This window comes from Brevibacillus sp. IT-7CA2, assembly GCF_949767855.1.
In the GTDB taxonomy this organism is placed as follows: domain Bacteria; phylum Bacillota; class Bacilli; order Brevibacillales; family Brevibacillaceae; genus Brevibacillus.
Map to the genome: position 1 here is coordinate 276,730 of NZ_CATKQT010000022.1, position 26,382 is coordinate 303,111.

General features: G+C 47.9%; 33 protein-coding genes and 1 tRNA gene. 33 read left to right on the plus strand and 1 reads right to left on the minus strand.

The genetic code is table 11. The features are described 5' to 3' along the window. Positions 1-9 precede the first annotated feature (9 nt). From plsY to ACM6JA_RS14330, 3 genes are all read left to right on the plus strand, one after another. Positions 10-612, plus strand: coding sequence for a glycerol-3-phosphate 1-O-acyltransferase PlsY (plsY, locus tag ACM6JA_RS14320; RefSeq protein ID WP_087348358.1), 603 nt, complete (start codon positions 10-12; stop codon positions 610-612). A gap of 13 nt (positions 613-625) precedes the next feature. Next, on the plus strand, positions 626-1,678 hold the full coding sequence (locus tag ACM6JA_RS14325) for an NAD(P)H-dependent glycerol-3-phosphate dehydrogenase (RefSeq protein ID WP_087348356.1): 1,053 nt from the start codon (positions 626-628) through the stop codon (positions 1,676-1,678). A 78-nt stretch (positions 1,679-1,756) separates the two neighbouring features. Continuing rightward, positions 1,757-2,023 (plus strand): stage VI sporulation protein F, encoded by a 267-nt coding sequence (locus tag ACM6JA_RS14330; RefSeq protein WP_007716506.1) that lies wholly within the window; start codon positions 1,757-1,759, stop codon positions 2,021-2,023. 120 nt (positions 2,024-2,143) lie between these two features. Here the strand turns inward: ACM6JA_RS14330 and ACM6JA_RS14335 are convergent, their stop codons facing one another. After that, positions 2,144-2,638: a hypothetical protein gene (locus ACM6JA_RS14335; RefSeq protein ID WP_414852810.1), complete on the minus strand. Its 495-nt coding sequence runs from the start codon at positions 2,636-2,638 to the stop codon at positions 2,144-2,146. 149 nt (positions 2,639-2,787) lie between these two features. Between ACM6JA_RS14335 and ACM6JA_RS14340 the strand changes: the two genes are divergently transcribed. From ACM6JA_RS14340 to hisC, 30 genes are all read left to right on the plus strand, one after another. Further along, complete coding sequence (locus ACM6JA_RS14340) at positions 2,788-2,961, plus strand: DUF2768 family protein (protein WP_414852811.1); 174 nt, start codon at positions 2,788-2,790, stop codon at positions 2,959-2,961. Between the two features lie 12 nt (positions 2,962-2,973). Further along, positions 2,974-3,270, plus strand: coding sequence for a 2Fe-2S iron-sulfur cluster-binding protein (locus tag ACM6JA_RS14345; RefSeq protein WP_007716508.1), 297 nt, complete (start codon positions 2,974-2,976; stop codon positions 3,268-3,270). Positions 3,271-3,286: 16 nt separating this feature from the next. Then, positions 3,287-3,634: a 2Fe-2S iron-sulfur cluster-binding protein gene (locus tag ACM6JA_RS14350; protein ID WP_007716509.1), complete on the plus strand. Its 348-nt coding sequence runs from the start codon at positions 3,287-3,289 to the stop codon at positions 3,632-3,634. Between the two features lie 16 nt (positions 3,635-3,650). Next, a complete protein-coding gene (locus ACM6JA_RS14355; RefSeq protein WP_414852812.1) occupies positions 3,651-4,379 on the plus strand; it encodes a hypothetical protein in 729 nt (242 codons plus the stop codon). A gap of 181 nt (positions 4,380-4,560) precedes the next feature. After that, the gene (gene spoIVA / locus ACM6JA_RS14360; RefSeq protein WP_039960052.1) at positions 4,561-6,039 is read left to right on the plus strand and encodes a stage IV sporulation protein A; all 1,479 of its coding nucleotides are present in this window, start codon (positions 4,561-4,563) and stop codon (positions 6,037-6,039) included. A gap of 237 nt (positions 6,040-6,276) precedes the next feature. Beyond that, positions 6,277-6,549, plus strand: coding sequence for an HU family DNA-binding protein (locus ACM6JA_RS14365; protein ID WP_005831316.1), 273 nt, complete (start codon positions 6,277-6,279; stop codon positions 6,547-6,549). Between the two features lie 236 nt (positions 6,550-6,785). Beyond that, on the plus strand, positions 6,786-7,349 hold the full coding sequence (gene folE / locus ACM6JA_RS14370) for a GTP cyclohydrolase I FolE (RefSeq protein ID WP_173629482.1): 564 nt from the start codon (positions 6,786-6,788) through the stop codon (positions 7,347-7,349). 69 nt (positions 7,350-7,418) lie between these two features. After that, a tRNA-Pro gene (locus ACM6JA_RS14375) sits at positions 7,419-7,495 on the plus strand. A 111-nt stretch (positions 7,496-7,606) separates the two neighbouring features. Continuing rightward, positions 7,607-8,317, plus strand: coding sequence for a lytic transglycosylase domain-containing protein (locus ACM6JA_RS14380; RefSeq protein WP_414852813.1), 711 nt, complete (start codon positions 7,607-7,609; stop codon positions 8,315-8,317). Positions 8,318-8,354: 37 nt separating this feature from the next. Beyond that, positions 8,355-8,585: a trp RNA-binding attenuation protein MtrB gene (gene mtrB, locus ACM6JA_RS14385; protein ID WP_007716531.1), complete on the plus strand. Its 231-nt coding sequence runs from the start codon at positions 8,355-8,357 to the stop codon at positions 8,583-8,585. A 76-nt stretch (positions 8,586-8,661) separates the two neighbouring features. Continuing rightward, positions 8,662-9,177: a hypothetical protein gene (locus tag ACM6JA_RS14390; protein ID WP_414852814.1), complete on the plus strand. Its 516-nt coding sequence runs from the start codon at positions 8,662-8,664 to the stop codon at positions 9,175-9,177. 125 nt (positions 9,178-9,302) lie between these two features. Continuing rightward, entirely contained in the window at positions 9,303-10,139 is an 837-nt protein-coding gene (locus ACM6JA_RS14395) for a heptaprenyl diphosphate synthase component 1 (RefSeq protein WP_414852815.1), read from the plus strand. 4 nt (positions 10,140-10,143) lie between these two features. After that, positions 10,144-10,863, plus strand: coding sequence for a demethylmenaquinone methyltransferase (locus tag ACM6JA_RS14400; protein WP_048032635.1), 720 nt, complete (start codon positions 10,144-10,146; stop codon positions 10,861-10,863). Between the two features lie 77 nt (positions 10,864-10,940). Next, positions 10,941-11,810, plus strand: a complete 870-nt coding sequence (locus tag ACM6JA_RS14405) for a UbiA-like polyprenyltransferase (RefSeq protein ID WP_390230368.1) — start codon at positions 10,941-10,943, stop codon at positions 11,808-11,810. Beyond that, on the plus strand, positions 11,807-12,403 hold the full coding sequence (locus tag ACM6JA_RS14410; RefSeq protein ID WP_007716550.1) for a UbiX family flavin prenyltransferase: 597 nt from the start codon (positions 11,807-11,809) through the stop codon (positions 12,401-12,403). The genes ACM6JA_RS14405 and ACM6JA_RS14410 overlap by 4 nt, the downstream gene beginning before the upstream one ends. 4 nt (positions 12,404-12,407) lie before the next feature. Next, entirely contained in the window at positions 12,408-13,271 is an 864-nt protein-coding gene (locus tag ACM6JA_RS14415) for a menaquinone biosynthesis protein (protein ID WP_390230372.1), read from the plus strand. 9 nt (positions 13,272-13,280) lie between these two features. After that, positions 13,281-14,246 carry a polyprenyl synthetase family protein gene (locus ACM6JA_RS14420; RefSeq protein ID WP_048032638.1) on the plus strand — a complete coding sequence of 322 codons (966 nt, stop codon included), beginning with the start codon at positions 13,281-13,283 and terminating at the stop codon, positions 14,244-14,246. A 104-nt stretch (positions 14,247-14,350) separates the two neighbouring features. Continuing rightward, entirely contained in the window at positions 14,351-14,794 is a 444-nt protein-coding gene (gene ndk, locus ACM6JA_RS14425; protein WP_007716560.1) for a nucleoside-diphosphate kinase, read from the plus strand. Between the two features lie 128 nt (positions 14,795-14,922). Beyond that, positions 14,923-15,696, plus strand: coding sequence for a CheR family methyltransferase (locus tag ACM6JA_RS14430; RefSeq protein ID WP_047068987.1), 774 nt, complete (start codon positions 14,923-14,925; stop codon positions 15,694-15,696). A 76-nt stretch (positions 15,697-15,772) separates the two neighbouring features. Continuing rightward, entirely contained in the window at positions 15,773-15,931 is a 159-nt protein-coding gene (locus tag ACM6JA_RS14435) for a hypothetical protein (RefSeq protein ID WP_007716564.1), read from the plus strand. A 337-nt stretch (positions 15,932-16,268) separates the two neighbouring features. Then, a complete protein-coding gene (aroC, locus tag ACM6JA_RS14440; RefSeq protein WP_414852816.1) occupies positions 16,269-17,432 on the plus strand; it encodes a chorismate synthase in 1,164 nt (387 codons plus the stop codon). Continuing rightward, positions 17,432-18,532, plus strand: a complete 1,101-nt coding sequence (gene aroB, locus ACM6JA_RS14445; RefSeq protein ID WP_414852817.1) for a 3-dehydroquinate synthase — start codon at positions 17,432-17,434, stop codon at positions 18,530-18,532. Before aroC ends, aroB begins: the two co-directional genes overlap by 1 nt. A 2-nt stretch (positions 18,533-18,534) precedes the next feature. Further along, positions 18,535-18,912 carry a chorismate mutase gene (aroH, locus tag ACM6JA_RS14450; RefSeq protein ID WP_414852818.1) on the plus strand — a complete coding sequence of 126 codons (378 nt, stop codon included), beginning with the start codon at positions 18,535-18,537 and terminating at the stop codon, positions 18,910-18,912. Positions 18,913-19,202: 290 nt separating this feature from the next. Further along, positions 19,203-20,717 carry an anthranilate synthase component I gene (trpE, locus tag ACM6JA_RS14455; RefSeq protein WP_414852819.1) on the plus strand — a complete coding sequence of 505 codons (1,515 nt, stop codon included), beginning with the start codon at positions 19,203-19,205 and terminating at the stop codon, positions 20,715-20,717. Next, positions 20,711-21,736, plus strand: coding sequence for an anthranilate phosphoribosyltransferase (gene trpD, locus ACM6JA_RS14460; protein WP_414852820.1), 1,026 nt, complete (start codon positions 20,711-20,713; stop codon positions 21,734-21,736). Before trpE ends, trpD begins: the two co-directional genes overlap by 7 nt. After that, complete coding sequence (trpC, locus tag ACM6JA_RS14465) at positions 21,726-22,526, plus strand: indole-3-glycerol phosphate synthase TrpC (protein ID WP_414852821.1); 801 nt, start codon at positions 21,726-21,728, stop codon at positions 22,524-22,526. The genes trpD and trpC overlap by 11 nt, the downstream gene beginning before the upstream one ends. Beyond that, a complete protein-coding gene (locus tag ACM6JA_RS14470) occupies positions 22,523-23,191 on the plus strand; it encodes a phosphoribosylanthranilate isomerase (RefSeq protein WP_414852822.1) in 669 nt (222 codons plus the stop codon). Before trpC ends, ACM6JA_RS14470 begins: the two co-directional genes overlap by 4 nt. Then, positions 23,154-24,374, plus strand: coding sequence for a tryptophan synthase subunit beta (trpB, locus tag ACM6JA_RS14475; protein ID WP_414852823.1), 1,221 nt, complete (start codon positions 23,154-23,156; stop codon positions 24,372-24,374). The genes ACM6JA_RS14470 and trpB overlap by 38 nt, the downstream gene beginning before the upstream one ends. A 2-nt stretch (positions 24,375-24,376) precedes the next feature. Continuing rightward, a complete protein-coding gene (gene trpA / locus ACM6JA_RS14480) occupies positions 24,377-25,195 on the plus strand; it encodes a tryptophan synthase subunit alpha (RefSeq protein ID WP_414852824.1) in 819 nt (272 codons plus the stop codon). 29 nt (positions 25,196-25,224) lie between these two features. Beyond that, positions 25,225-26,319, plus strand: coding sequence for a histidinol-phosphate transaminase (hisC, locus tag ACM6JA_RS14485; protein WP_414852825.1), 1,095 nt, complete (start codon positions 25,225-25,227; stop codon positions 26,317-26,319). Positions 26,320-26,382 lie beyond the last annotated feature (63 nt).

Genomic DNA, 26,382 nt, shown 5'->3' on the forward strand with positions numbered 1-26,382 from the left:
AAAAACGCCATGGTGTTATTATCCTGGGTGCTTAGCTATTTAATCGGTTCTATTAGCTTTAGCTATCTTATCGCCAAAAAAGTCGCAGGAATTGACATACGTTCTCATGGCAGCGGAAATGCCGGTGCAACTAATACCCTCCGGGTGTTAGGAAAAGGCCCCGGCATTGCCGTTCTCCTTCTTGATGCAGTAAAAGGAATAGCTGCGATGGGACTGACTCACCTGTTGACAGGGGACCCGGCAGCGTATGCAGTGGCAGGCTTGTTTGTTATCGCTGGTCACAATTGGCCGATCTTTTTTGGATTCCGCGGAGGGAAAGGCATTGCGACCACGCTAGGTGTCGTGTTAGGTTTTTCTCCCTTGGCATTTTTGATCGCTGCCGTGTTGGCTGTCTTAGTCATTGCGATCACTCGCTTTGTTTCATTAGGATCATTGGTTATCGTAACGGTTATTCCATTTACCCTTTACTTGTTGGACAAACCTGTTTCCTTTATTTGGGCGAGCTTGGCGATCGCAATCTTTGCTTACATTCGTCATTATAATAATATCCGCAATCTTCTTTCAGGAAACGAACGGAGACTAGGAGATAAGTCCAACCGGAAGCTGGGATAATGTACGAACGGACATGAGAAAAGTGGAGGGGGACGTATTGATTCAAAATGTTACGGTGATTGGGGCCGGAAGCTGGGGAACGGCACTTGCTACAGTCTTGGCGGACAACGGGCATCAGGTTACGCTTTGGGTACGGGATACCAAGCTGGCAGAAGAAATAAACAGCAAGCATGTGAATGAAAAGTACCTACCGGGAGAAACGCTTTCAGCAAACATTGTGGCGACAACCAACATTCAAGAGGCGGTAATTGGCAAACGTATTGTTCTTCTTGTTGTTCCTTCCCATGCCATGCGCCAAATTTGTCAGCAAGTGGCTCCGTACTTAGAACCGGATGTACTTTTGATCCACGCGACCAAGGGCTTTGAACTGGAAAGTCTAAAGCGAATGTCAGAAGTCATTGCGGAAGAGGTGCCAGGTGAGATTGCGTCCAGATTAGCTGTGTTGTCAGGACCGAGCCATGCCGAGGAAGTAGTCAAACGGCAACCAACGACAATTGTGATGGCGTCTGAATCGGAAGAAAGCATGCTCCGCTCTCAGGATTTGCTGATGAATACGAATTTTCGTGTGTATACCAACCCGGATTTGATTGGCGCTGAGATTGCCGGAGCGTTGAAGAACATCATTGCACTTGGTGCAGGGATGTCTGATGGCTTAGGGTACGGAGACAATGCAAAAGCGGCCTTGTTGACACGTGGCTTGGCGGAAATTAGCCGTATGGGCATTAAGCTTGGTGCTAAGCCGCTTACGTTTTCAGGTCTGGCTGGTGTTGGTGATTTGATTGCCACATGTACAAGTAAACACAGCCGAAACTGGCGTGCAGGTTATATGCTCGGACAAGGAAAAAAACTCGATGACGTCCTGGCACAGATGGGTATGGTCGTCGAAGGCGTTCGTACGACGAATGCAGCCTTTTCCTTATCGCAACGCGAGCAAGTTGAAATGCCAATCACTTCTGTTCTGTATGGCATGCTGTTTGAAGGAAAAGAAGCTCGTCAAGGCGTGGAAGAACTGATGGGGCGCGGAAAGACCTTTGAAATGGCGTACCTCAATCCCGATGCGGAATAAGTCATGAATGAAGTATCACCGATTTAGGCTTCTGCACATACGATAGGGTGAAAGCCCATGTGCAGGAGGAGATTTCACATGAATAATATGTCGAAACGACTTTTTGAGCGTTTGCAAGGGAAAGCAACGGAAAATGTCGATGAAGAAAAGCTTCGCTCTCTAGCTGGTCAGGTCAAGCGCAGTGACTTTGAAGACGAGACCAAGCTGCGTCAAATCATTCGCACACTCGCTACCCTTAGTGGCAAGCAACTAACTCCTGAAAAGGAGGATAAGGTCATTGAGATGTTTCGCAATCAGGAAATCAATCTGGGTGACATGTCCACCTTGACCAAGCTGCTCAAATGAGAGAAATGGGCGATTATGCCCGTTACCTGCAACAAAAACCGTCATACAGTAAGACTAGGAACAATCATGGCTCTACAGGGACATGGCTGACCTACAGATTGCAAGAAAAAAAGAGGGATCTTATCCCTCTTTTTTTCGTTCCTTGGAGCTGCTGCTTACCTGTGTAATCAAGTTCTGGACCAAAGGGGATTGCAGGAGACCCAGTAATTGCCCGATATCTATATTGGCCAAAAGGTTGCCTAAGCCTAAGCCTAAGCCTGATTCCTGCGGTGGTGTTTCTGCTGCCTTTTGTGGCTCTGGAGCAGCTTTGCGTTTGCCAGCAGCAGCAGGCTTTTCGGCAACGACCTCAGGCTCAGGTGTGCGTTTTCCGAGGTTCTCCATCATCTCCATCGCCCCGTATAACGAATCCATCGTGTCTTCTACCTGCCGAATCGTGCTGCCGATCCCTTTGATGTTATGGCGCATTTTCGTAACAGAGGTGCGCAAATCAACTGCGGGCAGGATTCTTTTCGGTGAAATGGAAAGGGAGACATTTTCGACTTGGTCGCTTAATTTTTTGCTGGGTATAGGCGCGTATGGATTCCGCCATTTTCGATTATTTACTTTATTACTCAACGTTTCATCCCTCCAATGGGCGAATTCATCACGATAGTCTATGCGAATGTCTAGTATTAGGTTCGCAAGCGTCAGACGAAGAGGGGGATTTATGGTATAATAAAGCAAAAAATGCAAAGGATGCTGCAGTCCCGATGTATATTGATCCTATGACAAAGATGAACATTTCCTTAATCGCCATTGGACTCATGTTCGTCTGCAATTTAGTTATGATCTTTGCCAGAAAAATAACCAATGGGTTTTTGCGGTTCCTTGTGAAGACCTTCGCATTCTTACTATTACTCGTCGTGCTTGTCATGATTTTGATTGTGATTTTTGTCTAGGGAGGATTATCGATGTCAACGATCACACTACTTACTCGTGCAGGCAGTCATGAAGTCTCGATCGAGTTGGATCAATCCATTGTTGCTCTTGCGAAAAAGAACAACATCGTGTGGGGCCATGCATGCCAAAGAGGGGTATGTGCACAATGCCGTACACATGTTGTGGAAGGGGCAGAGCACTTAAACGAAGTGACACCAGAAGAAAAACTGCGATTGCGCAAGGCTGAACGCGCAGAAGGCTACAGATTAGGCTGCCAGACGAAGATTGTTTCATCAGGAACAGTCAAGGTAGCTCATCGGCCGTACTAGTAAAGGAAGTGACAATATGGGGAAAGTAACCTTTCTCCCGAGCAAGAAGAGTGTGAAGGCGCGGACAGGGCAAACCTTGGTCAGTGTAGCTTCGTCAGCTCGCGTCGTAATCCCGCAGAGATGCGGTGGACACGCATCTTGTCTGATGTGCCGCGTGGTCGTTGAGAATGGCCTGCTATGCCCGCCAACGGCGCTGGAAAAGCGCAAGCTGCCTGAAAAGGATCTGGCGAATGGGATTCGTTTGGCCTGTCAGGCAAAAACGACGGAAAAGGATTGTACGGTCAAGATTCCAGAAAGCAAGCTGAAATCAGTGGTAGCGGCTGCACTCGAGCGACAACGCAATGAAAATGAAGATGGAATGTAAGAGGTGTATACATAAGATGTGGCAATCGTGGCGAAAATCGTTCAAGCTTGTGATCAGTTTGACGATTCTGTCTTCCCTTTTATCTGGATGCTTGTATCCGGATGAGCGCAGAGCAGAGAATCAAATTCCTAGTACCTTTTTTGTAGAAGCAACACAAAAAGCGATTGAGCAATTCCAAAAAGACACAGCAGTGTTGCCAATCGTAACGAAACCCCTCGATACTCCTATTTTTGAAAAATACGAGATTGATTTCCGCAAGATGATCCCTAAATACATGCCGGATGTGCCTGGGAACGCATTTGAAAAAGGCGGCGTATACAAGTACGTGCTGATTGACGTGGATACAAAGCCGGCAGTGAAGCTCATTCATTTGACCGCTGTCAGTACAGTAGCGGATGTACAGAGCGAAGTAGACCGTTACAAGGGACATTTCGAAAAGCTGCCTGTACTCGCTGATCTGGGGAATGGATACTATTCCATCGATCATGAGCGGCTCGGCTTAAAAGCGTGGCAGGTGCCGTCCACGATGGGGAGTTACTTATTGCCACTGGTCATGAATGCGGAAGGACAAGTCGGGATTGATTATGCTACGGATATCGCGCAATTGCTTCGGGATACAAAAGTAACCGTGCCGGAAAAAACAGACCCGAGATACGTGCTGGCGCGCAATTCCATGTTCGTGCCCGCGAAATCGTTTCCATATGAAATGGTCGATGGTGAACCGAAGCTTCTCAAACTAAATTAACTTTACGAAAAACGACTCTGATCAGGGTCGTTTTTTTTGGTTCTAGTTAACGCAAAAATACATATATTTGTACTGTCCACAAAACTAGTACGAGATTCCCTACGAAAATACTGGCGGTCAGGGATAATTCGGAAAATCGGTCATAGTGTAAAAATAGACAAATAGAAGGAGGTCATCGATGGTGGAACGAGTCGACATCTTTAAAGACATTGCCGAACGGACGGGCGGAGACATCTACCTCGGAGTGGTGGGCCCTGTTCGTACGGGAAAGTCGACCTTTATCAAGCGGTTTATGGAGCAAGTTGTCATCCCGAATATCAACTCAGAAGCGGAGCGGATACGAGCGACAGACGAGTTGCCGCAGAGTGCTTCAGGACGAACAATCATGACAACCGAACCCAAGTTTGTTCCGAATCAGGCTGTTAACGTACATGTGACAGAAGGACTCAGCATCAATGTCCGCCTCGTTGACTGCGTTGGCTATACGGTGCAAGGGGCAAAGGGCTTTGAAGACGACAATGGCCCAAGAATGGTAAATACACCTTGGTATGAAGAGCCTGTACCATTTGAGGAAGCGGCTGAAGTCGGGACACGCAAGGTTATCCAGGAACACTCAACCATCGGGATCGTTGTGACAACGGATGGCAGCATCGCGGAAATACCGCGTGTAGGATACATCGATGCAGAGGAGCGGGTTGTAAACGAGCTGAAGGAAGTCGGAAAACCGTTCGTGATCGTTGTGAACTCGACGCGTCCGCGCTCCGACGAAGCACAAAACCTTCGTGTACAGCTCCAGGAAAAATACGATGTACCAGTCGTGGCCTTGTCGGTTGATCATATGACAGAGCAGGAAATCTTGCTCCTCATGAGAGAAGTCCTGTTTGAATTCCCAGTTCATGAAGTAAATGTCAATCTGCCGAGCTGGGTAATGGTGCTGGAAAACGGGCACTGGCTACGTCAGAACTACGAGGAAGCTGTACGTGAGACCGTGCAGGACATCCGCCGGTTACGCGATGTGGACCGTGTCGTCGGCTTCTTCAATGACTATGACTTCGTAGAGAAAGCCTCCCTTGCTGGTATGCACATGGGGCAAGGGATCGCAGAGATTGACCTCTACGCGCCAGATGAACTGTATGACCGCATCTTGATGGAAATTGTCGGTGTAGAGATAAATGGTAAGGATCATTTGCTGAAAATCATGCAGGAATTCGCACATGCCAAGCGCGAGTTTGATCAGGTAGCGGAAGCATTGCACATGGTCCGAAGTACGGGCTACGGTATAGCAGCCCCGTCGTTGCATGAAATGACCTTGGACGAACCTGAACTAATCCGCCAGGGACCGCGCTTTGGAGTCAGACTCAAAGCAACAGCACCGTCTATTCACATGATTCGGGTGGACGTCGAGTCTGAATTCGCTCCGATTATCGGAACAGAGAAGCAGAGTGAGGAACTTGTCCGCTATCTGATGCAAGATTTTGACAAAGACCCGCTTTCCATCTGGAACTCCGATATTTTTGGACGCTCGCTCCATTCCATCGTAAGAGAGGGTATTCAGGCAAAAATTACCATGATGCCAGACAACGCCAGATACAAATTACAGGAAACATTGGGTCGAATCATCAACGAGGGATCGGGTGGCCTGATAGCGATCATACTCTAACAAATAGTTCCAAAGGCCTATAAATAACAAATGTAAGGAAGGCATCTGACATGACGAGATGCCTTTTTTTCTTGTATTTCGTTCAATTTCGACAGGAGGGGCTTGAATTTAAGAAATCGGTGTATTACTATAAGCTTGTCAGATCGGTAAAAACAACCATTCGTGTATAAAACGCTTCGTTTCGGTTAAGAAAAATAATAGCTAGGACTTGGTGTTCTTTGAGGGGAGGTGAATAAAATGAACAAAACAGAACTGATTGCAAAAGTGGCTGAAACCACAGAACTCACCAAGAAAGATGCAACAAAAGCAGTTGATGCAGTTCTTGACGCAATTGCAGATGCATTGAAAACTGGTGATAAAGTCCAACTGATCGGCTTTGGTAACTTCGAAGTTCGTGAACGTGCGGCTCGTAAAGGTCGTAACCCACAAACTGGTGAAGAGATCGAAATCGCTTCCAGCAAAGTACCTGCGTTTAAACCAGGTAAACAACTCAAAGACTCCATCAAGTAGTTGTTTCTTTTGAGAACGAAGCACTTACATAAAAAAATCCACATTGATAAAATGTGGGTTTTTTTCTGTGTACATACAGTTTGCCTATGAAAATTCTGGTATATCTTTTTGTCTTTTTTTAAACGATATGGTAAGATTGGCTTTGATCGCGAGCAGGTACTAAGTCTGGCACTGATTTGGAGCAGGCAGACCTTAGTGATGAGAAACAAGGCGTATGCCGTTACGTAGGAGGTACAATGATGAACGTCGACTTAGATAAAATACAGCAAGCTGTTCGCATGATCCTAGAGGCAGTCGGGGATGATCCTAATCGTGAAGGAGTGCTGGATACCCCTAAGCGAGTTGCGAAAATGTATGCCGAAGTATTTGAGGGCATGCATATAGACGAAGAGCAGTATTTCGAGACTGTCTTTAGCGAAGATCATGAGGAAATGGTTCTAGTGAAGGACATTCCGTTTTATTCCATGTGTGAGCATCACTTGGTTCCCTTCTTCGGAAAAGCGCATGTCGCTTACGTACCACGTGGAGGCCGCGTAGTAGGACTGAGCAAGCTGGCGCGTGCGGTTGATACCGTAGCAAAACGTCCGCAGTTGCAAGAACGAATTACCGCAACAGTAGCTGACGCGATTATGCGCAAGCTCGATCCACATGGCGTGGTCGTGGTTGTAGAAGCAGAGCATATGTGCATGACGATGCGTGGTGTGAAAAAGCCAGGCTCGAAAACGATCACTTCTGCTGTTCGTGGGATGTTTGAGAAAGATGCGGCAGCCCGTGCCGAAGTATTTAGCTTGATTCGTTGATAAAAATGCAAGAATAAGGAAATTATATTGACTCTATAGGTAAAATATTGTATAGTACGGATGTACAGTCGGGATGTGGCGCAGCCCGGTAGCGCGCACCCTTGGGGTGGGTGAGGTCCAGGGTTCGAATCCCTGCATTCCGACCATCTGCATATAACGATCAGAAGCCTTGAGTAAAGGCTTCTTTTTTATGTAAAATTGCTACTCTCCCAAGTAGTGCCATTTTGCTATTGGCTTCCTGATCTTTCTTTTTTATAATGATAGGTAGACAAGCTAGGGAAGGGTTGTTCAAAGCTATGAAGGTGCCTGTATCACTTCAACCATATTTGCAAACATTGCCGCAAACCTATGACGCCTCTTCGCTTTCGTATGGAGACGAGGGGCTCTTCTCGGACATCCTGCAGTCCCAGTTAGCAACAACCGGCCAGCGGGTTATCAGTTCGCAGGAGATTTTGGCCAAGTTAGATGGTTCTAGGAACTGGAAGATTCCTACCCATATTCAAAATGAGCAGTTCCTGTCTTTTGCAAAAGGGCCATCTGTTCCTACCCCGGAAATCTTGGACAAGATTGATGAGACAGCGAAAGCGATCGGAGTGGACGCTGATCTGGTGAGAGAGGTCGTCAGGGCCGAATCCAATTTCAATCCGAATGTAGAATCTCACGCAGGGGCGAAGGGCTTGATGCAGCTGATGGACAATACGGCAAAAGCCATGCAAGTCCGCAATGTATACGACCCTGATGAAAACCTTGAAGGTGGAACAAAATATTTGAAGTCGCTTTTGGATCGTTATGATGGAGATGTGAAAGTAGCACTTGCTGCTTACAATGCTGGTCCAGGTCGGATGAGTCGTCTGGGAATCAGCAGTGATGACGAGCTAGAAGCGAAGTTTGACCAATTGCCGCAAGAGACACAGCGCTATGTAGACAAGATCATGAGCCGACTGGGGTCAGAAGGGGCATCATACTAGACGTACTCGCATACCGTATTGGTCAGGAGGAAACACATTGGCACAACCATCGGGATTTAATCAGGATTATTTCGTAGTCAAAGCGAAGGAAAATGGCGTTCATGTAATCGGTTTAACAAGAGGCACTGATACGCGTTTTCATCATACAGAGAAGCTCGATAAAGGCGAAGTCATGATTTTTCAATTTACGGAGCACACCTCTGCGATTAAGGTGCGAGGAAAAGCAGTGATTTACTCGCAGCATGGCGTCGTGGATACGACCGAATAAAGAGCAAGTCGTTTTGCTAAGAAGCAGGCATAGCCTGCTTTTTTTGTTTGTACAATGGAGGAGAGGAGGGATGTCTATGCCGCGCCAATTGTTGATGGCGATTGCTGTTTCCACTTTCTTGGCTCTAATGCTATCGCTCGTTCCCACAAATCAGTGGATGCAAGCGGATATACCGACATTTCAGTCGGCACGTGCCATTCACTTAAGCGAGCAAAATGCGCTTGATTTGTTTACAAGGATGTCGACACATTATAAAATTAAGCGTATAAAATGGGAAAACCCATCGATTTATGTCGATTTTGTGGTGAAGCCTGCCGAAAAAGTAGAGTTAAACACCGTCTATCAAGATTTTTACCGTTTGACATACGACTTGCGTACCTATGCAGACAATGTCGGGCCCGTGTACTTTCGCTTGTTGGAGGAGACGGATCCACCGAAAGAATCGAGATTATTGATTGCCATACAATCGACAACTGGAAATCTCGCAGGACATGACAAACCTTTGACCGACCCTTCGGATATCCAGTCTTTTGTAAGCAGTACATTTCCCATTCGAATCGAGCCGTATTTTTATGAGCGAATTAGTCCCTGATGGAAGAAGTATGGTATGATAGTAGAGACGGCCTTTTGACCGGACGGCAGAGGAAGACCGAAGAGTAAGGAACAGTACGGAACAGGCAGACATCTTTAGGTTGTGCAGCTTGTGGAGGAGGACGCATGAGCAAAGAACTTTCCCCGAATGTAGAAGAGGTTCGGTCCATTATCGAACAAATCTACAAGAGAATCACCCATTCCTATGTAGAACATTATGTTGACGTTCCTTCCATGGCGGAAAATCGTCTAGAGCTGTTGTACCTTTTTTTGCTGGAACAAGGTATGCCGAAGGAAAAGGCTTCGGTTTTATGTACAGCAACAGGACTTGTCCAATTGGGACTGGACACGCATGAGCTCGTGAAAAATGAGTACGACTCCTCACAGAGCGCGGAGCGAAACCGACAGCTGACCGTACTTGCGGGTGATTATTACAGCAGTCGTTATTATCACCTTCTGGCTTCAACGGGTGAAATCCAAGCCATTCAAGTGTTGTCGGCAGCCATTCAGCGAGTGAACGAAGCGAAAATGAGACTCTACATCGCTGGGCGAGATAGCAAGATTTTATCAGATGAAGAGTACTGGGAACTGCGAAATACGATTGATACGGGCTTATACGTGGCTGTTGTAGAAGAATATGCCGATTCAGCTGATCGCCGTCGTTTCTGGAGCGATCTGATGAAGGAAACAGCCAAGGTAGAGAGTGTGATCGGAGAGTGGGAGCAGCTCAAATGGCAAGAACAAGTCCCTTTTGGTTTTGCCCGTTTTTTGCTGCAAAAACCTGGGGCTACACTCGCGCAAGTTTTGTCGGGCGTTGAGGGGAAAGCCATCGAATTAATCGGTTTATGTGAGCAAATGGTGCGTACGCTACATCCTGCAGAGACGCGGAACATGCTTGCATCTATTACGGCACGCTACTCCCATCGGATCAGTCGCTTGAAGAAGGTAATTGAGGAGATGTAGCCAAGTGAACCAGACACAAATGAATGAGAAAGCAGAGTACGTTCACTCCGTTTTCGAGAGCATTGCAAACGATTACGACAAAATGAATAATGTAATCAGCTTTGGCAGTCATATTGCTTGGCGTAATTACACGATGAAGCAGATGAATATCCAGCCAGGACATACGGCGTTGGATGTTGCCTGTGGTACAGCAGACTGGACGATTGCATTGGCCAAGGCAGTTGGAAAAGAAGGCAGTGTTGTTGGCCTTGATTTCAGTCAGAATATGCTGGATGTAGGGGCATATAAAGTGGCAAATGCAGGTGTTGGCAACAACGTAAAGCTAGTGAACGCAGATGCAATGAATCTGCCTTATGAGGATAATACATTCGACTTCGTGACAATCGGGTTTGCCTTGCGCAATGTACCGGATGTTCAGCAGGTCTTGAATGAAATGGCGCGTGTTGTGAAGCCGGGCGGTAAAGTCGTTTCTCTGGAAGTGTCCAAGCCCCCATTCATTCCGTACCGGAAGCTATTTTACTTATATTTCTACAAAATTTTGCCATTTATCGCGAAGTTGACAGTCAACAAGTACGAAGAGTATGCATGGCTGCCACAATCCCTGACCAATTTCCCTGACAGTCGCGAGCTGGCAAGCATGTTTCAGAAAGCAGGCTTGGACCCGGTTCAGGTCAAATTGTTTATGGGTGGCGTATCAGCCTTGCATATGGGCACAAAGCCATAGGTTGACATATGCGCTGGCGCCAAACACGTATATGGGGAGTAAAACGGTATTTCTTCACTAGATAGGAAGTGTCATAGATGGGTCTACGTAAATTGAAAGTCATCTTGGAAATGATTAAATTCGAGCACTCCCTTTTTGCCTTGCCTTTTGCTTTTATGGGAGCTGTTTTGGGAAGTATTGTAGTAGAGAATGCATGGCCTACCTGGTCGGAAATTTTTTGGGTGACGGTAGCGATGGTGGGCGCTCGCAGTGCAGCGATGTCCTTAAACCGTGTCATCGACCGGGTGATTGATGCGAGAAATCCTCGTACGGTCACACGAGCGATTCCTGCTGGCCTCATTTCGATTGTGGAAGTCATTTTGTTTATCGTGGTGTCCTTTGCTGTGTTATTCATTGCTGCGTACCAGTTAAATGATTTGGCTGTGAAATTGTTGCCGCTCGCTGTGTTTGTTCTTGTGCTTTATTCCTATACAAAACGCTTTACCTGGCTTTGCCACTTTGTTCTCGGGGTTGCCATCGGGTTTGGGCCGTTGGGTGGCTGGGTAGCGACAACGGGTCAAGTAGATGGCATCGGCCTTCTATTGTTTGCATCCGTTATGTTCTGGACAGCAGGATTTGATATCATTTATGCGTGCCAGGACGCCGATTTTGACCGGAAAGAAGGACTTTATTCCATGCCAAGCCGCTTCGGAATTGCCAATGCACTTCTGATTGCCCGCGTATGCCACGTTCTTACTTTCGTTGGTCTGATGTCGTTGTATGTAGTCGCAGACTTGTCTATTTGGTTCTTGGTAGGTGTGCTCATTTCTGGTGCGATTTTGATCTATGAACACACGCTAGTGAAGCCTACAGACCTCTCCAAGCTGGATATGGCATTCTTCAATATGAACGGCATCTTGAGTGTCGTGATGTTTACCTTTACGATGATTGATTTGGTGATTGCATGAACAAGCAAAAGTGGGCTGTCGGGATAACGGGTGCAAGTGGTGCTATCTATGGTGTTCGAGTCGTCCAGGAGCTTTTACGTGCTGGACATATCGTTCACTTGATGATTACAGAAGCAGGCTGGCAAGTATTTCGTGATGAACTGGATTGGCACACAGATGACAGAGAAGCTCTATTGCAGGAGAAGCTGCAACTAGACTTTTCGGGTGAGCTACATTATTGGGGACTGCGAGATTTCAATTGTCCCGCAGCCAGTGGTTCCTATCGCTGTGACGGTATGATCGTAGTACCGTGCTCGATGGGGACTGTTTCTGGCATCGCGCATGGCGCATCAGGTAATTTGCTGGAGCGCGTTGCTGATGTCATGATCAAAGAAGGTCGGCGCTTGGTCATCGTTCCGAGAGAGACGCCGCTCAATGCGATTCAGCTCGAGAACATGCTCAAATTAAGCCGTCTGGGAGTAAAGATTCTGCCTGCTATGCCAGGCTACTATCAGAAACCGCAAACCATGGATGATCTGATCAATTTTGTGGTAGGGAAAACTTTGGATGCAATTGATGTACCACATTCGCTGTTCCGGCGTTGGGGGGAATAAACGCATGCAAAAGTCTTTGCGTGTTGGACAAATTTTGTATACCAATGTATTGCCGGTTTACTTCTATTTTGATCAGGCGAAATTCGAAGACCGAATTGAATTCATCCGCCAAGTTCCTGCCCAGTTAAACACTGCAATGGCGAATGGCGAGATTGACTTGGGTCCGATTTCTTCGTTTAGCTATGCAGAGCATGCCTCCGAATACGTGGCATTGGCAGATCTGTCTGTCAGTGCCAAAGGGAGAGTAGGCTCCCTCTTCTTGTTCAGCAAAAAGCCGATTGAACAATTAAACGGTGCCAAAATAGCCTTGACCAACACATCGGCTACCACAGTGAACCTCTTAAAGATCATTCTCCATAAGTTTTACGATTATGAGATTTCCTACGTTACACAGGAACCCATTTTGCAAGAAATGCTGGAGGATGCTGACGCAGCGCTCTTGATCGGGGATGACGCCATTTCGGCTGAGCGAACGGCCAAAGACCTGCATGTCTATGACTTAGGAGAGCTGTGGCATCAATTTACGGGCTATTCCATGACGTTTGCCATTTGGGCTCTTCGTCGAGCAGTTATTGCCGATCATCATGATTTGATCGCGGACGTCCATGCCTCTTTTTTAGAGAGCAAAAGGAAAACAAGAGCGAATACAGCCCCATTGATTGACTACGTTCACACACATTTCGGTGGAGAAAAAGAGCAATGGATCCACTATTTCCAAGGATTACAGCACGATTTCGGTGACGTTCAGCGGATTGGACTGGAGTACTATTACCGATGCGCAGCGGAGCTGGGACTTCTATCGGCACCTGCAACCGTCGATCTGTGGCAAGCTGGCGGCCGACAGACCAATACTACGTTGACGAGATAGGTGGAACGGATGAATCTAGTCGATATATACTTCAAGATGAAAAAAGATGTCCAATACATAGAAGATGAACTGGAAAAAGCAATTGATACGCCGGTTCGAGAGCTGTATCTATCTTCGACTCACTTGCTCAAGGCAGGAGGAAAGAGGATTCGTCCCGTTTTTGTTTTGCTTGGCGGTAAGTGGGGCAATTACGATGTCAAAAAGCTAAAGCATGTGGCCGTTCCTCTCGAGCTGATCCACATGGCTTCCCTGGTGCATGATGATGTGATTGATGATGCGGATAAGCGTCGCGGAAAAGATACGGTTCGGATGAAGTGGGATAACAAAGTAGCCATGTACGCCGGCGACTATATTTTTGCACGGGCATTGGCCATTGCCTCCCAGCTCCCGATCCCGCAATTGCACCAAATTCTCTCGAATGCAATCGTCGAGGTTTGCAAGGGAGAGATCGAGCAAGTAAAGGATTTGAATAACTGGGACCAAAACTTCCGTACGTATTTGCGCAGAATCAAACGAAAAACTGCGCTTTTAATTGCCATTAGCTGTCAATTAGGAGCAGTGGCAAGCGGAGCGTCAGCTGATATGATTCGCAAAATGTACTGGTACGGCTACAATGTGGGGATGGCTTTTCAAATTACTGACGACATTTTGGACTTTACAGGGACTGAGAAGCAGTTAGGGAAGCCTGCTGGAAGTGACTTGGTGCATGGAAACATTACGTTGCCTGCGCTTTATTCGGCTCATCATGGAAAAGCACGTGCTCAATTCCAGGAATGGATCGCGCAAAATACGTTCTGGGATCATACGGATGAAGCGGTTCGTATGGTGCGAGAAGATGAGGGCATAGCTTTTTCGCAGCGCCTCGCTGAACGCTATATCTCCCGTGCGCATGCTATTCTTGCAGATTTGCCTAATAACCAAGCTAAAACATCTTTGACAGGTATCGCCAATTATATTATCGATCGCAAATTTTAATGATATTTTGACCGTCTTCCTGTTGCTTGACCACTCTAGTTTTGATAAAATTTTCAATGGTGTCTTATGCACCAATACATAGCTCTAATGGAGGCATACTTACAATGGAAAAAACATTCCTTATGGTAAAACCAGATGGCGTACAACGCAACCTGATCGGGGAAATCGTATCCCGTTTTGAGAAAAAAGGCTACCAACTCGTAGGTGCTAAGCTGATGACAGTAAGCCGCGAACTGGCTGAGGAACACTATGCAGAGCACAAAGAGCGCCCTTTCTTCGGTGAACTGGTAGACTTCATCACTTCCGGACCAGTATTCGCTATGGTATGGCAAGGTAACAACGTAATCACAACTGCTCGCGCTATGATGGGCAAAACAAACCCCGTAGACGCTGCTTCCGGTACGATCCGTGGCGACTTCGCTACTTCCGTTGGCATGAACATCATCCACGGTTCTGACTCTCCTGAGAGTGCTGAGCGTGAAATCGGCCTGTGGTTCTCCGCTGAAGAAGTTCTCTCCTTCGAGAAAACAATCCAACGCTGGATCTAAGACTGATCGAGAAGACCCCATTTATTGGGGTTTTCTTTTTTTTGTCAAAATCTTTGTCAAAACAGATAGGATAATGACGAAATATAGCGAATGAAGATAGGGAGTTTGCAAAGGGGGTACGATTCAGCATGGAAGATAAGGACTTTCTCCAATTTATAGCTAGTGTGAAGAAAATGACTGGAATTGATCTTGCCCTCTACAAGGAAGCACAGATGAAGCGCCGTCTAACCTCGTTGAGACAAAAGCGGGGGTACAACACATTTGCCCAGTATTTCGATGCCATCGCTAAAGACAAGGAGCTTTTCTATGAGTTCCTCGATAGGATGACCATCAACGTATCGGAATTTTTCCGCAACCCAGGCAGGTGGGAAGTTCTCGAGAATAAAATTTTGCCACGCTTGGCGAAGCAATCGCCGCGGGTGAAATGCTGGAGTGCGGCATGCTCGACAGGGGAGGAGCCGTACACTCTCTCACTGATTTTGTTGCGCCAGAAGATGGATGCGACCGTGCTCGCTTCCGATATTGATGAGGGTGCACTAGCAAAAGCTAAGCAAGGGGTATACACGGACCGGTCCTTGCAAGATTGCCCGAAAGACCTCGTTGCGAAGTATTTTGAAAAAGATACACTCAGCTATCGCATCACGGACGAAGTGAAGAGAAAAGTGACGTTCAAAAAACATAATTTACTGGCGGACTCATTTGATTCTCAATTTGATTTGATTATTTGCCGGAACGTGATGATTTACTTTACCGAGGAAGCAAAGCATGAGTTGTATCATAAGTTTAGCCGGGCCCTGAAACCTGGCGGGGTACTCTTTGTAGGCAGTACAGAACAAATTTTTCAGCCGCAACAATACCAACTGGAGACAGAGGATACGTTCTTCTATCGAAAAATGGGTTGATTCATGTTGGCCTTGGTATATCTCTGCTGTTTTTTCCCAAGACTAGGAATACCTACTTTGCAAGAGGAGGCAGCAGATGGATAAACACAAGGTCATCGAAGCATACCGGCGAGGGCTGATCACGCTGCAGGAATGTGGTCAGATTTTAGGGGCGGAGAGGACACAACTAGATGATTTGATACGCGTGGATCACACTCGCAAACCGCTGAGCCCCAATCCTTTTTTCAACGTGTAGGAATATATAAACGCTTCGTTTATATATTCCGGAACGCATGGAAACTTTCCTCTAAAACGCGGTCGCTCCTCCGTGAGCTATCAACGATAGAGGTTTCCTTAACGTGTAGGTATGTCAATCCTGATTCATTCGCGATAGCGTAAAGAGAGCGCTTCTCCTTATACGGAGGGGCGTTTTCCTGTAAGAAGAAAAGGTTTTTCGCAGACGTTTGCCACTTTTGTATTTCCACGGCGTACTAGGTATGATATTATAGCGCTTAAAAGTGATAAAGGACAGCACCCCGAAAAGAGAACCTTAAGGGGATACAGGCTGCCTGGAGGATGGAGGAAGGATAGAGATGCGTTACTTGACAGCAGGGGAATCCCACGGGCCGCAATTAACAGCTATCATCGAGGGCGTACCGAGCAACCTGCCGATTTCCATTGAGGAAATTAATGAGCAGTTGGCACGTCGTCAGAAAGGCCATGGCCGCGGCAGAAGAATGCAGATTGAAAAGGATCAGGTGAAAATTCTTTCTGGTGTCCGTCATGGATATACAACCGGAGCTCCTATCACACTGGTCGTTGAAAATAATGATTGGACGCATTGGCAAGGAATCATGAGTGCTGAGCCTGTAGAGGAAGGCGCTGAAGAAAAGCGTCGTGTTTCCCGTCCACGCCCTGGACATGCTGATTTAAACGGGGCTATTAAGTATCATCAACGCGATATGCGCAATATTCTGGAACGCTCCAGCGCTCGTGAGACTACAGTCCGCGTAGCTGTCGGTGCAGTAGCTCGCCAATTGCTGGCTCAATTTGGTATCCGTATTGGCGGACAGGTACTCCAGATCAATGAGATCGTGGCGAAGCGTGAAGAAGTAAGTCTGGACGAGCTGATTGCGCGCACCGAAGAATCACCAGTACGCTGCTTGGATAAAGAAGCAGAGCCACTGATGATGGCGGCGATTGACAAAGCAAAAGAAGACGGGGATTCCCTCGGTGGTACCGTAGAAGTTATCGTTGAAGGCGTGCCGATTGGTTTGGGTAGCCATGTGCAATGGGACCGGAAGCTGGATGGACGACTTGCACAAGCGATTATGAGTATTCAGGCTTTCAAAGGTGTCGAAATCGGTATCGGATTCGAGGCATCCGGTCTGAAAGGCTCGCAAGTTCATGATGAGATTCTTTGGAACGAAGAAACCGGCTACAGCCGTAAAACGAATCGTGCAGGTGGACTCGAAGGCGGAATGACGACAGGAATGCCTGTAGTTGTTCGTGGTGTCATGAAGCCGATCCCTACCTTGTACAAACCGTTGATGAGTGTGGATATTGACTCGAGAGAGCCATTCTCAGCGAGCATTGAGCGTTCTGACAGTTGTGCTGTTCCAGCGGCAAGTGTGGTCGCAGAGGCAGTGGTAGCATGGGAGATCGCAAGTGCAATGTGCGAAAAATTCCCTTCTGATTCTCTTGACGACATGGCAGAAAACGTAAGTCAATACCGTGCGTACACGGAGAAGTTCTAATGAGTGTAGAGAAGCTGACTGTTGAGCTGGGCGAGCGTTCCTACGAGATTGTGATAGGCGACGGTCTTTTGCACAATGCAGCAGCGTTGCTAGTAGAGGCAGGAATTGCTTCTACTAGCAAGCTGATGATTGTCACAGATGAGAATGTAGCCGTTCAGTACTTAGAGCCTTTGCTCGATGTTTTGCGGCAGCATGGGTATCAGGCCCACTCAGCTGTCATCGCTGCTGGAGAACAATCGAAGAGCCTGGCTGTCTACGAACGATTGATGACAGAAGCAATTGATGCAGGACTGGACAGGAAGTCTGCTGTAGTGGCTCTCGGTGGTGGAGTCGTCGGAGACTTGGCTGGATTTGTGGCTGCTACGTACATGCGCGGCATTGATTTCGTTCAAATGCCAACTACCTTGCTCGCACATGATAGCTCAGTTGGTGGAAAAGTAGCGATCAATCATCCACTCGGAAAAAATCTCATTGGTGCTTTCCATCAGCCTAAAGTTGTCATTTACGACACGAAAGCATTGCATAGCTTACCGAAGCGTGAGGTTGCAGCAGGTTTTGCAGAGGTTGTGAAGCATGGACTTATCGCCGACGCTGGCTTTGTCGATTGGCTGGAAGACAACGCGGATAAGCTATGGCAGCTCGATTCTGAATTATTAGGGAAAGCCATTGAAAAAGGTTGCGCAGTCAAAGCGGCTATTGTTTCTCAAGACGAGACAGAGCAAGGGCAGCGCGCATTGCTTAATTTGGGTCACACGTTTGGTCATGCGTTTGAAGCACTGTCTGCTTACTCCACCCTGAATCATGGGGAAGCTATCTCAATTGGGATGTGTTTGGCTGCCAAGGTAGCGGAACGGATTGGTTTTGCCGAGACAGGCGTATACAATCGCACGAAACGGATGCTGGAATTGTTCCACCTGCCAACGGCTTGGCCGGGCAATCTCTCGCCAGAAGCTGTGCTGGAAGCCATGAAACGAGACAAAAAGACGGTAGGCGGAAAGCTGGCCTTGGTGTTGCCTAGGGCAATCGGGCATGTTGAAGTCGTCAAAAATATAGAAGAAGAACTCATACTGGGAATCATGAGAGAAGAAGTGGAGGGATAAGGATGGGCATGAGAGGAATCAGAGGCGCGGTTACGGTGGAAGCCGATACGCGCGAAGAGATTGTCTCCTCTACAAAATGGTTGTTGGAGGAAATAGTAAGCCGCAATGAAGTAAACCCCGAAGACATTGGCAGCATCATTATCACGACGACAGAGGACCTCTGTGCGACTTTCCCTGCTCAAGCGGCCCGCTTGCTTGAAGGAGAAGCTTGGCAATATGTCCCACTTATGTGCGCAAGAGAAATCCCGGTGCCGGGTGGCTTGCCGCTTTGTATTCGTGTCATGATGCATGTGAATACGGACAAGACAGCAAAAGACATTCAACACGTCTTTTTGCGTGATGCAGTCAAGCTGCGCCCGGATTTGACAAATCGCGGTTGACAATTAGGGCGCTCTCTTTTACCATAAGTGAAACGAGAGCGCCTCGTTTTTTCCGGTAATAAGCAAAAGCCGGCTGAGAGCAGAGATTGAGTAGAGCAGAGTTGAGATGAGTTAGGTCGAGGAGAGAAGAGAAGGCTGGGTACATATTGACACCCAATCCAGGTCTCTTTGTCTGGATTTTTTTGTATACAAAAAATTTCTCCCCCTACCTCTCGCTCTAGGAAGCGGGTGTAGAAAAGGTGGATGCCTCATTGCCTTTTCTCTCCCACTAATTGAGGAGATGAGAGTCCATGTATTTCCCTTCCATTGCCGAGGTTAAGACCCTCTCGGCGTCGTATTCCCTTATCCCTGTAAGCATGAAACTGTTGGCGGATCAGGAGACACCGATTCGCTTGTATCAGAAGATTCGCACGAGTGATTCCTTTTTGCTGGAGAGCGTAGAAGGTGGTGCACGTTGGGCGCGTTTTTCGTTCATTGGCATGAATCCTTTTCAAATCGTGGAAGCAAAAGGAGAAGAAATCACCGTTTCCTATCGCACTGGTGAAAAGCTTGTCCACACTGGAAATCCCGTCTCCTTTTTGCGTGAAGAAACCGATCGCTACAAAAGCCCGAAGCTACCCGGGCTGCCTCGTCTCAGTGGTGGTGCGGTAGGCTTTTTCGGCTACAATACGCTGCGCTATTTTGAAAATTTGCCAGCACATCGCAAGGAAGCTGTACGAGTGCCGGATATGCGCTTTCTGTTCGTGGATGAGATGATCGCATTTGATCATTTGAAGCAGGAAATTCAATTGGTTGTGAACCTCCATGTGGAGCCAGGAGACACCGAAGACACTATTGGCGAAAAATACAAACAAGTCTGCGAACGAATCGAGGAGCTGGTTACCAAGGTTTCCGCTCCGCTTGAAATGGATCAACGCATTCAAGTAGCGGCAGATACACCAACGCCATTAACAGTAGAGCCAAATATGACGCGTGAGCAATACGAGCAGCTAGTCGTGCAGGCGAAAGAATACATCGCAGCCGGCGACATTTTTCAAGTCGTGTTGTCGCAACGTTTTTCCGTAAAGACAGATGTCGATCCTTTTGCGGTGTATCGATTGCTGCGTACGTTGAATCCTTCCCCGTATATGTACTATCTCGAATACGAGGGCGAGACAGTCGTCGGGACTTCACCAGAACTGCTCGTGCGTGTAGAAGATGAAAAAGTAGAGATGCGGCCGATTGCAGGAACGCGAAAAAGAGGGGCGACCCCACAAGAAGATGCTGCGTTGGCGGCTGATCTTTTGGCAGATAAAAAGGAGAGAGCCGAGCACTACATGCTGCTGGATCTAGGGCGCAACGATGTAGGAAAGGTCTCTGCTTACGGAAGCGTGAAAGTGGAAGAAGCATTGGTTATTGAAAACTACTCCCATGTGATGCATATGGTTTCGCATGTGACCGGCAAACTTCGTGAGGGACTGCATGCTTTCGATGCATTGCTGAGTGCTTTTCCGGCTGGTACAGTATCTGGTTCCCCCAAGCTGCGGGCGATGGAAATTATTGCAGAGCTCGAGCCTGACGCACGCCATCTGTATGCAGGAGCAATTGGCTACATTTCATTCGATGGTTCACTCGATAGCTGCATCACGATTCGAACGTTGTTCTTTCAGGATGGCTACGCACATGTACAGGCAGGTGCAGGCATCGTAGCGGACTCGGTCCCTGCGAGTGAATATCAAGAGACGGTGAATAAAGCAGCAGCGATGCTTTCTGCGTTAGAAAAAGCTGAACAGATGTTTGTCAGAAAGGTGGAGTTGTCATGCTAACATACGCGCTGGAACAAATTCTGCTTGGGAAGCACTTAACACGGACGGTTGCAGAAGAGGCCATGGGCGAGATTATGGATGGAAAGGCAACTCCGGCTCAGATTGGTGCATTTTTAGCGAGTCTTCGCTTGAAAGGCGAGCAAGTGGAAGAGATTATCGGTTTTGCCAAAGCCATGAGAGCACGGGCGATGAGTTTTCCCATCGATCTGCCAGGTCTGGTAGACACTTGCGGAACAGGCGGCGACGGAAGTCATACCTTTAACATTTCGACGGCGAGTGCAATTGTTGCAGCAGCAGACGGGGTACGCATCGCCAAGCACGGGAATCGTGCTGTTTCCAGCAAAAGCGGCAGTGCTGATGTGTTGGAAGCGATGGGAGTGCCCGTCAATTTATCTCCAAAGGACGCCGCAGATTGCCTGCGTGCGACCAATCTCTGCTTCCTGTTCGCTCCTCTGTACCACCAAGCGATGAAGCATGCGGCTGGACCGCGAAAAGAATTGGCCATTCGTACGGTGTTTAATTTACTGGGACCATTGACGAATCCAGCAGGAGCCAGCCATCAGCTGATGGGCGTGTATGATGCCAAGCTGCTCCCAAATGTAGCCGCAGTCTTACACGAGCTGGATGTGAACAGAGCGCTCGTAGTAGCAGGTTCGGATGGTCTGGATGAATTGACGGTCACGGGAACGAGCCATATTGCCGAATTGCGGGATGGTCGTATTTTGACATATGAAATCGAGCCAGAGCAGTTCGGTCTTCGCCGACATGAAAAGGATGCTTTGCGTGGCGGTGATGCCAATGAGAATGCCAAGATCATTCACGACGTGTTTTCTGGTGCACGTGGTGCAGCACGCGACATCGTTTTGCTTAATGCGGGCGCGATCCTCTACCTCGCAGATCGAGTTAGCTCGATTGAAACAGGGGTTATACGTGCAGCGGAACTGATCGACGGCGGACTAGTAATGCGCAAGCTCGAGCACGTTCGTCACATCGCAGGAGGTATGATTCATGCTTCGTAAAATCGTAGAAAAGAAACGCGAAGAGATCGCACGTCTATATACAGATACAACGGTTTCAGCATTGCTTTTTGCAACGAAGGAAGTCCAACGTCCACGCGGATTTCGTCAAGCATTGGAGACGAGTGTACGGCCTGTAAGCGTGATTGCCGAAGTAAAAAAAGCCTCGCCATCCAAAGGGTTAATCCGACCTGATTTCGAGGCAGTGACCATAGCGAAGGCTTATCAGGCCGCTCGCGCAGAATGCTTGTCTGTTTTGACAGATGAGTCCTTTTTTCAAGGGAGCCTGAGCTATCTACGACAAATTCACGAGGCAATAGATCGTCCATTACTCAGAAAAGACTTTCTACTTGATGAAATTACAGTCGTGGAAGCAAGAGCAGCAGGCGCTGATTGTGTGTTGCTCATTGCTGCCATTCTCGATCGGGAAACACTTCGCCATCTGAACCAAACTGCCGAGGAGCTGGGCATGGACGTACTGGTTGAGGTGCATGACAAACGTGAATGCGAGCTTGTTTTTCAAGCAATGGAACCTAAATTGCTCGGGATCAACAATCGAAACTTAAATACGTTTCAAACTGACCTGGCCGTTACGCATGAGTTGATTGCAGAACTGCCTGCGTCATTGACGATCGTGAGCGAAAGTGGAATTTCGACACCAGCGGATATTGAGAATGTACGAAGTGCAGGTGCCCGGGCTGTGCTGGTTGGAGAGCATTTCATGCGCCAAACAGACGTAGAGCGCGCAGTCATTGATCTCGTGGGAGAAGCAGCACCGGGGGTGAGTGTATGACTCGTTTAAAAATATGTGGGATTAAGCGAGCGGAAACACTTGTGCTGTTAAAAGAGCTGGAAGTCGATTATATAGGCCTTGTTTTTGCCCCAAGTAAGCGACAAGTTGATGCCCAGACGGCTGGACAATTGCTTGCAACTGTTCCGGGCCATCCTCCTGCTGTTGGGGTGTTCGTTAATCCGACGATGGAAGAGCTGGAGGAAGTGCTAAACGAGGCACCGTTATCCGTGATCCAGTTGCATGGACAGGAGACGCCGCACTTTTGCCAGCAAGTTCGGGAGCGGTTCGCTATTCCGGTGTGGAAGGCGTTGGCAGTGGGCGGGGAAGCGGATCCTGCTCAAGCAATCCAATCCTATCAAGGCATTGTCAGTGCCTTTTTATTTGATACGTATGACCCTAGTCAAGCAGGTGGCACAGGGAAAAAGTTTTCGTGGGAGCAAATCCCTACATTGCAAGCTGCATGCGAGGAAGCAAACTGCATCATCGCAGGAGGGATTCATGCGGAGAATGTCGGAGAATTAATGGGACCGTATCAAGCAGGGATTGTCGATGTATCCAGTGGAGTAGAGACGGATGGCGAAAAAGACGCCGAAAAAATAAAAACATTAGTGGAAAGGGTGAAGGCGCATGAACAACATTCAAACAACTACGCGAGTCGTGCCTGACGAAAACGGACGATTTGGTGCCTTCGGAGGCAAGTTTATTCCGGAAACCTTGATGAATGCGGTGACAGAGCTCGAGATCGCTTTTGAAGAAGCACGTCGTGACCCGGTATTTGTTCAAGAATTGAATGGATTGCTCAGCGAGTATGCTGGACGCCCAACCCCGCTCACCTATGCAGAGCGTTTGACGAAAGCGGTCGGCGGCGCTCAAATCTATTTGAAAAGAGAAGATCTCAACCATACGGGTGCACATAAATTGAACAATGCTTTGGGTCAAGCATTGCTTGCCAAGCGGATGGGCAAACAATCAATTATTGCCGAAACCGGCGCTGGTCAGCACGGAGTGGCAAGTGCAACCGTTGCGGCAAAGCTCGGACTCTCTTGCAAAGTGTTCATGGGGGAAGAAGATATTCGTCGCCAGTCGTTGAATGTTTTTCGGATGAAGCTGCTTGGTGCTGAAGTCATCCCTGCTGTATCCGGCTCACGTACACTTAAGGATGCGACAAACGAAGCGATTCGCCATTGGGTTTCCCATGTTGATGAAACGTTTTATGTCATCGGATCTGTTGTTGGCCCACATCCATACCCGTACATGGTTCGCGAATTTCAAAAAATTATCGGAGAAGAGACGCGCAGTCAAGTCCTGCAAATGCTCAGAAGGCTTCCAGACGAGGTCGTTGCTTGCGTCGGTGGCGGCAGTAATGCGATTGGCATGTTTTATCCTTTCATTCAGGATGAGTCTGTCGCGCTCAGAGGGGTAGAAGCGGCAGGAAAAGGAATCGATACCGAAAAACATGCGGCAACACTAACACTTGGACGCCCCGGAGTCATCCACGGTTCCTTGACCTACTTGTTGCAGAATGATTGCGGACAGGTGCAAGAAGCGCATTCGATTTCGGCTGGCTTGGATTATCCAGGAGTAGGGCCTGAGCATGCCTATCTCAAAGACAGTGGAAGAGTGACCTATACATCCGTAACGGATGCGGAAGCACTCGAGGCAGTACAAGTGCTTTGCCAAACGGAAGGCATCATTCCAGCGCTGGAGAGCGCACATGCAATAGCTGAAGCGATAAAACGTGCGAAAGAGATGTCTTCAGACAAAATACTGGTTATCTGTTTATCTGGTCGAGGCGACAAGGACGTGCTTACTATTCAAGAAGCGCTGACAGCAGAAGGGGGAGAGTAACCATGACGACAGCTGTTAACAGAATCGATCAATTATTTGCGGATCGTGATCGCAAACGATTCATCCCGTTTCTAACGGTAGGCGATCCTTCGATTGAAGCAACCTTTCATCTCGTAAAAGCGATGGTCGAAGCAGGAGCTGATCTCATCGAGCTCGGCGTCCCTTACTCCGATCCGTTGGCAGACGGACCAACGATACAACGAGCTTCAGAACGCGCGCTGAAAAATGGCGTGACGATCGGGGATGCTTTGCATTTGGTCAAAAGGCTTCGCGAATCAGGTATGGAGGCTTCCATCGTCCTGTTCACCTACTTCAATCCGGTTTTGCAATATGGTATCGAGCGCTTTTTTGCCGATCTCGCTGCGTATGGTGCTGACGGTGTTGTTATTCCTGATTTGCCGATTGAGGAAAACGGTCCAGCAGTAAGCGCAGCAAAACAGAGTGGCATTCATGTCATTTCGCTCGTGGCACCAACTTCCAGTTCCAGAATCAATACGATCGGCGCGCAAGCAACCGGATTTCTTTATTGTGTATCGTCGCTCGGTGTAACGGGTGCCCGCACGGACCTGCGAGAGGATTTGGCAGATTTTCTGGAACGAGTAAAGGCCAGCACAACGATTGCTACTGCGGTAGGCTTCGGAATATCCACACCGGATCAGGTACGAGCAGTAGCACCCCATACAAATGGTGTCATTGTGGGAAGTGCCATTGTACAGCAAATCGAGGAGCATGCTGAGCAGCTGAAAGACCCAAAACAGATGCCAGAAGCTGTAGAAAAAATAAAAACCTTTGTACATCAGTTAGCCAGTGCGCTACAATAGTGGGAAAAATGTGACTGGAGTGAACGTGGATGCAACCGAAACAACGCATACTCAATGCCCCGGTATATCAACCTGGCAAGCCCATTGATGACGTGAAACGTGAATATGGTTTGACCGAAGTCATCAAACTGGCGTCCAACGAAAATCCTTTTGGTTCCTCACCGAAGGCAAAAGCTGCCATTGCGGAACAGTTGGACAATTTGGCCCTTTATCCAGACGGTGCAAGCCTCAGTCTACGCTGGGATCTTGCTGACTTCCTCGGGGTCAAACCAGGCCAATTATTTTTCGGCAACGGGTCTGATGAAATTTTGTTGATGATCTCTCGTGCTTTTTTGGGCGAAGGAACAAATGCAGTCATGGCGACGCAAACGTTCTCGCAATATCGCTCAAATGGGATTATTGAAGGTGCAGACTTAATTGAGGTGCCGTTGAAAGATGGCGTTCACGATCTCGAAGCGATGGCGGCTGCCATCAACGAACAGACGAAGGTCGTATGGGTATGTAATCCGAACAATCCGTCTGGTACGATTGTAACAACATCCGAATTGGAAGCTTTTCTGAAAAAGGCTCCAAAAGATGTACTGGTTGTTTTGGATGAGGCTTACTACGAGTATGTGGTTGATCCAGAATATCCACAAACAGTACCGATGCTCGCTGAGTATCCGAACCTGATTATTTTGCGTACGTTCTCCAAAATTTACGGCCTGGCTGCCCTTCGTATCGGCTACGGGATCGCGTCAGAAGAGCTCATTTCCTCTCTGGAACATGTGCGTGAGCCGTTCAATACAGGCACACTTGGCCAAGTAGCAGCACGTGCGGCGTTAAAAGACCAGGAATTTGTGAAAACATGCCGAGATCGTAACCGTGAAGGCATGAAGCAGTTTACGGATTCCTTTGACGAGTGGGGGCTTTCCTACTATCCATCTCAGACCAACTTTATCTTGGTTGATTTGAAAAGGGATTCCGATGAGGTTTTCAAAAAGCTGCTCTCTCAAGGCATCATCGTTCGCTCTGGTAATGCGCTAGGCTTCCCAGGTTTTCAACGTATTACCATCGGGACCACAGAGCAAAATGATAAGATTCTTTCTGTCTTAAAAGAAATCGTGACTGGAGCATTGAAATAAAGGACTCAAGATGCCGGGCATGCCTCGGCATCTTTGTCTAAAGAGAGATGAAGGAAGGATAGA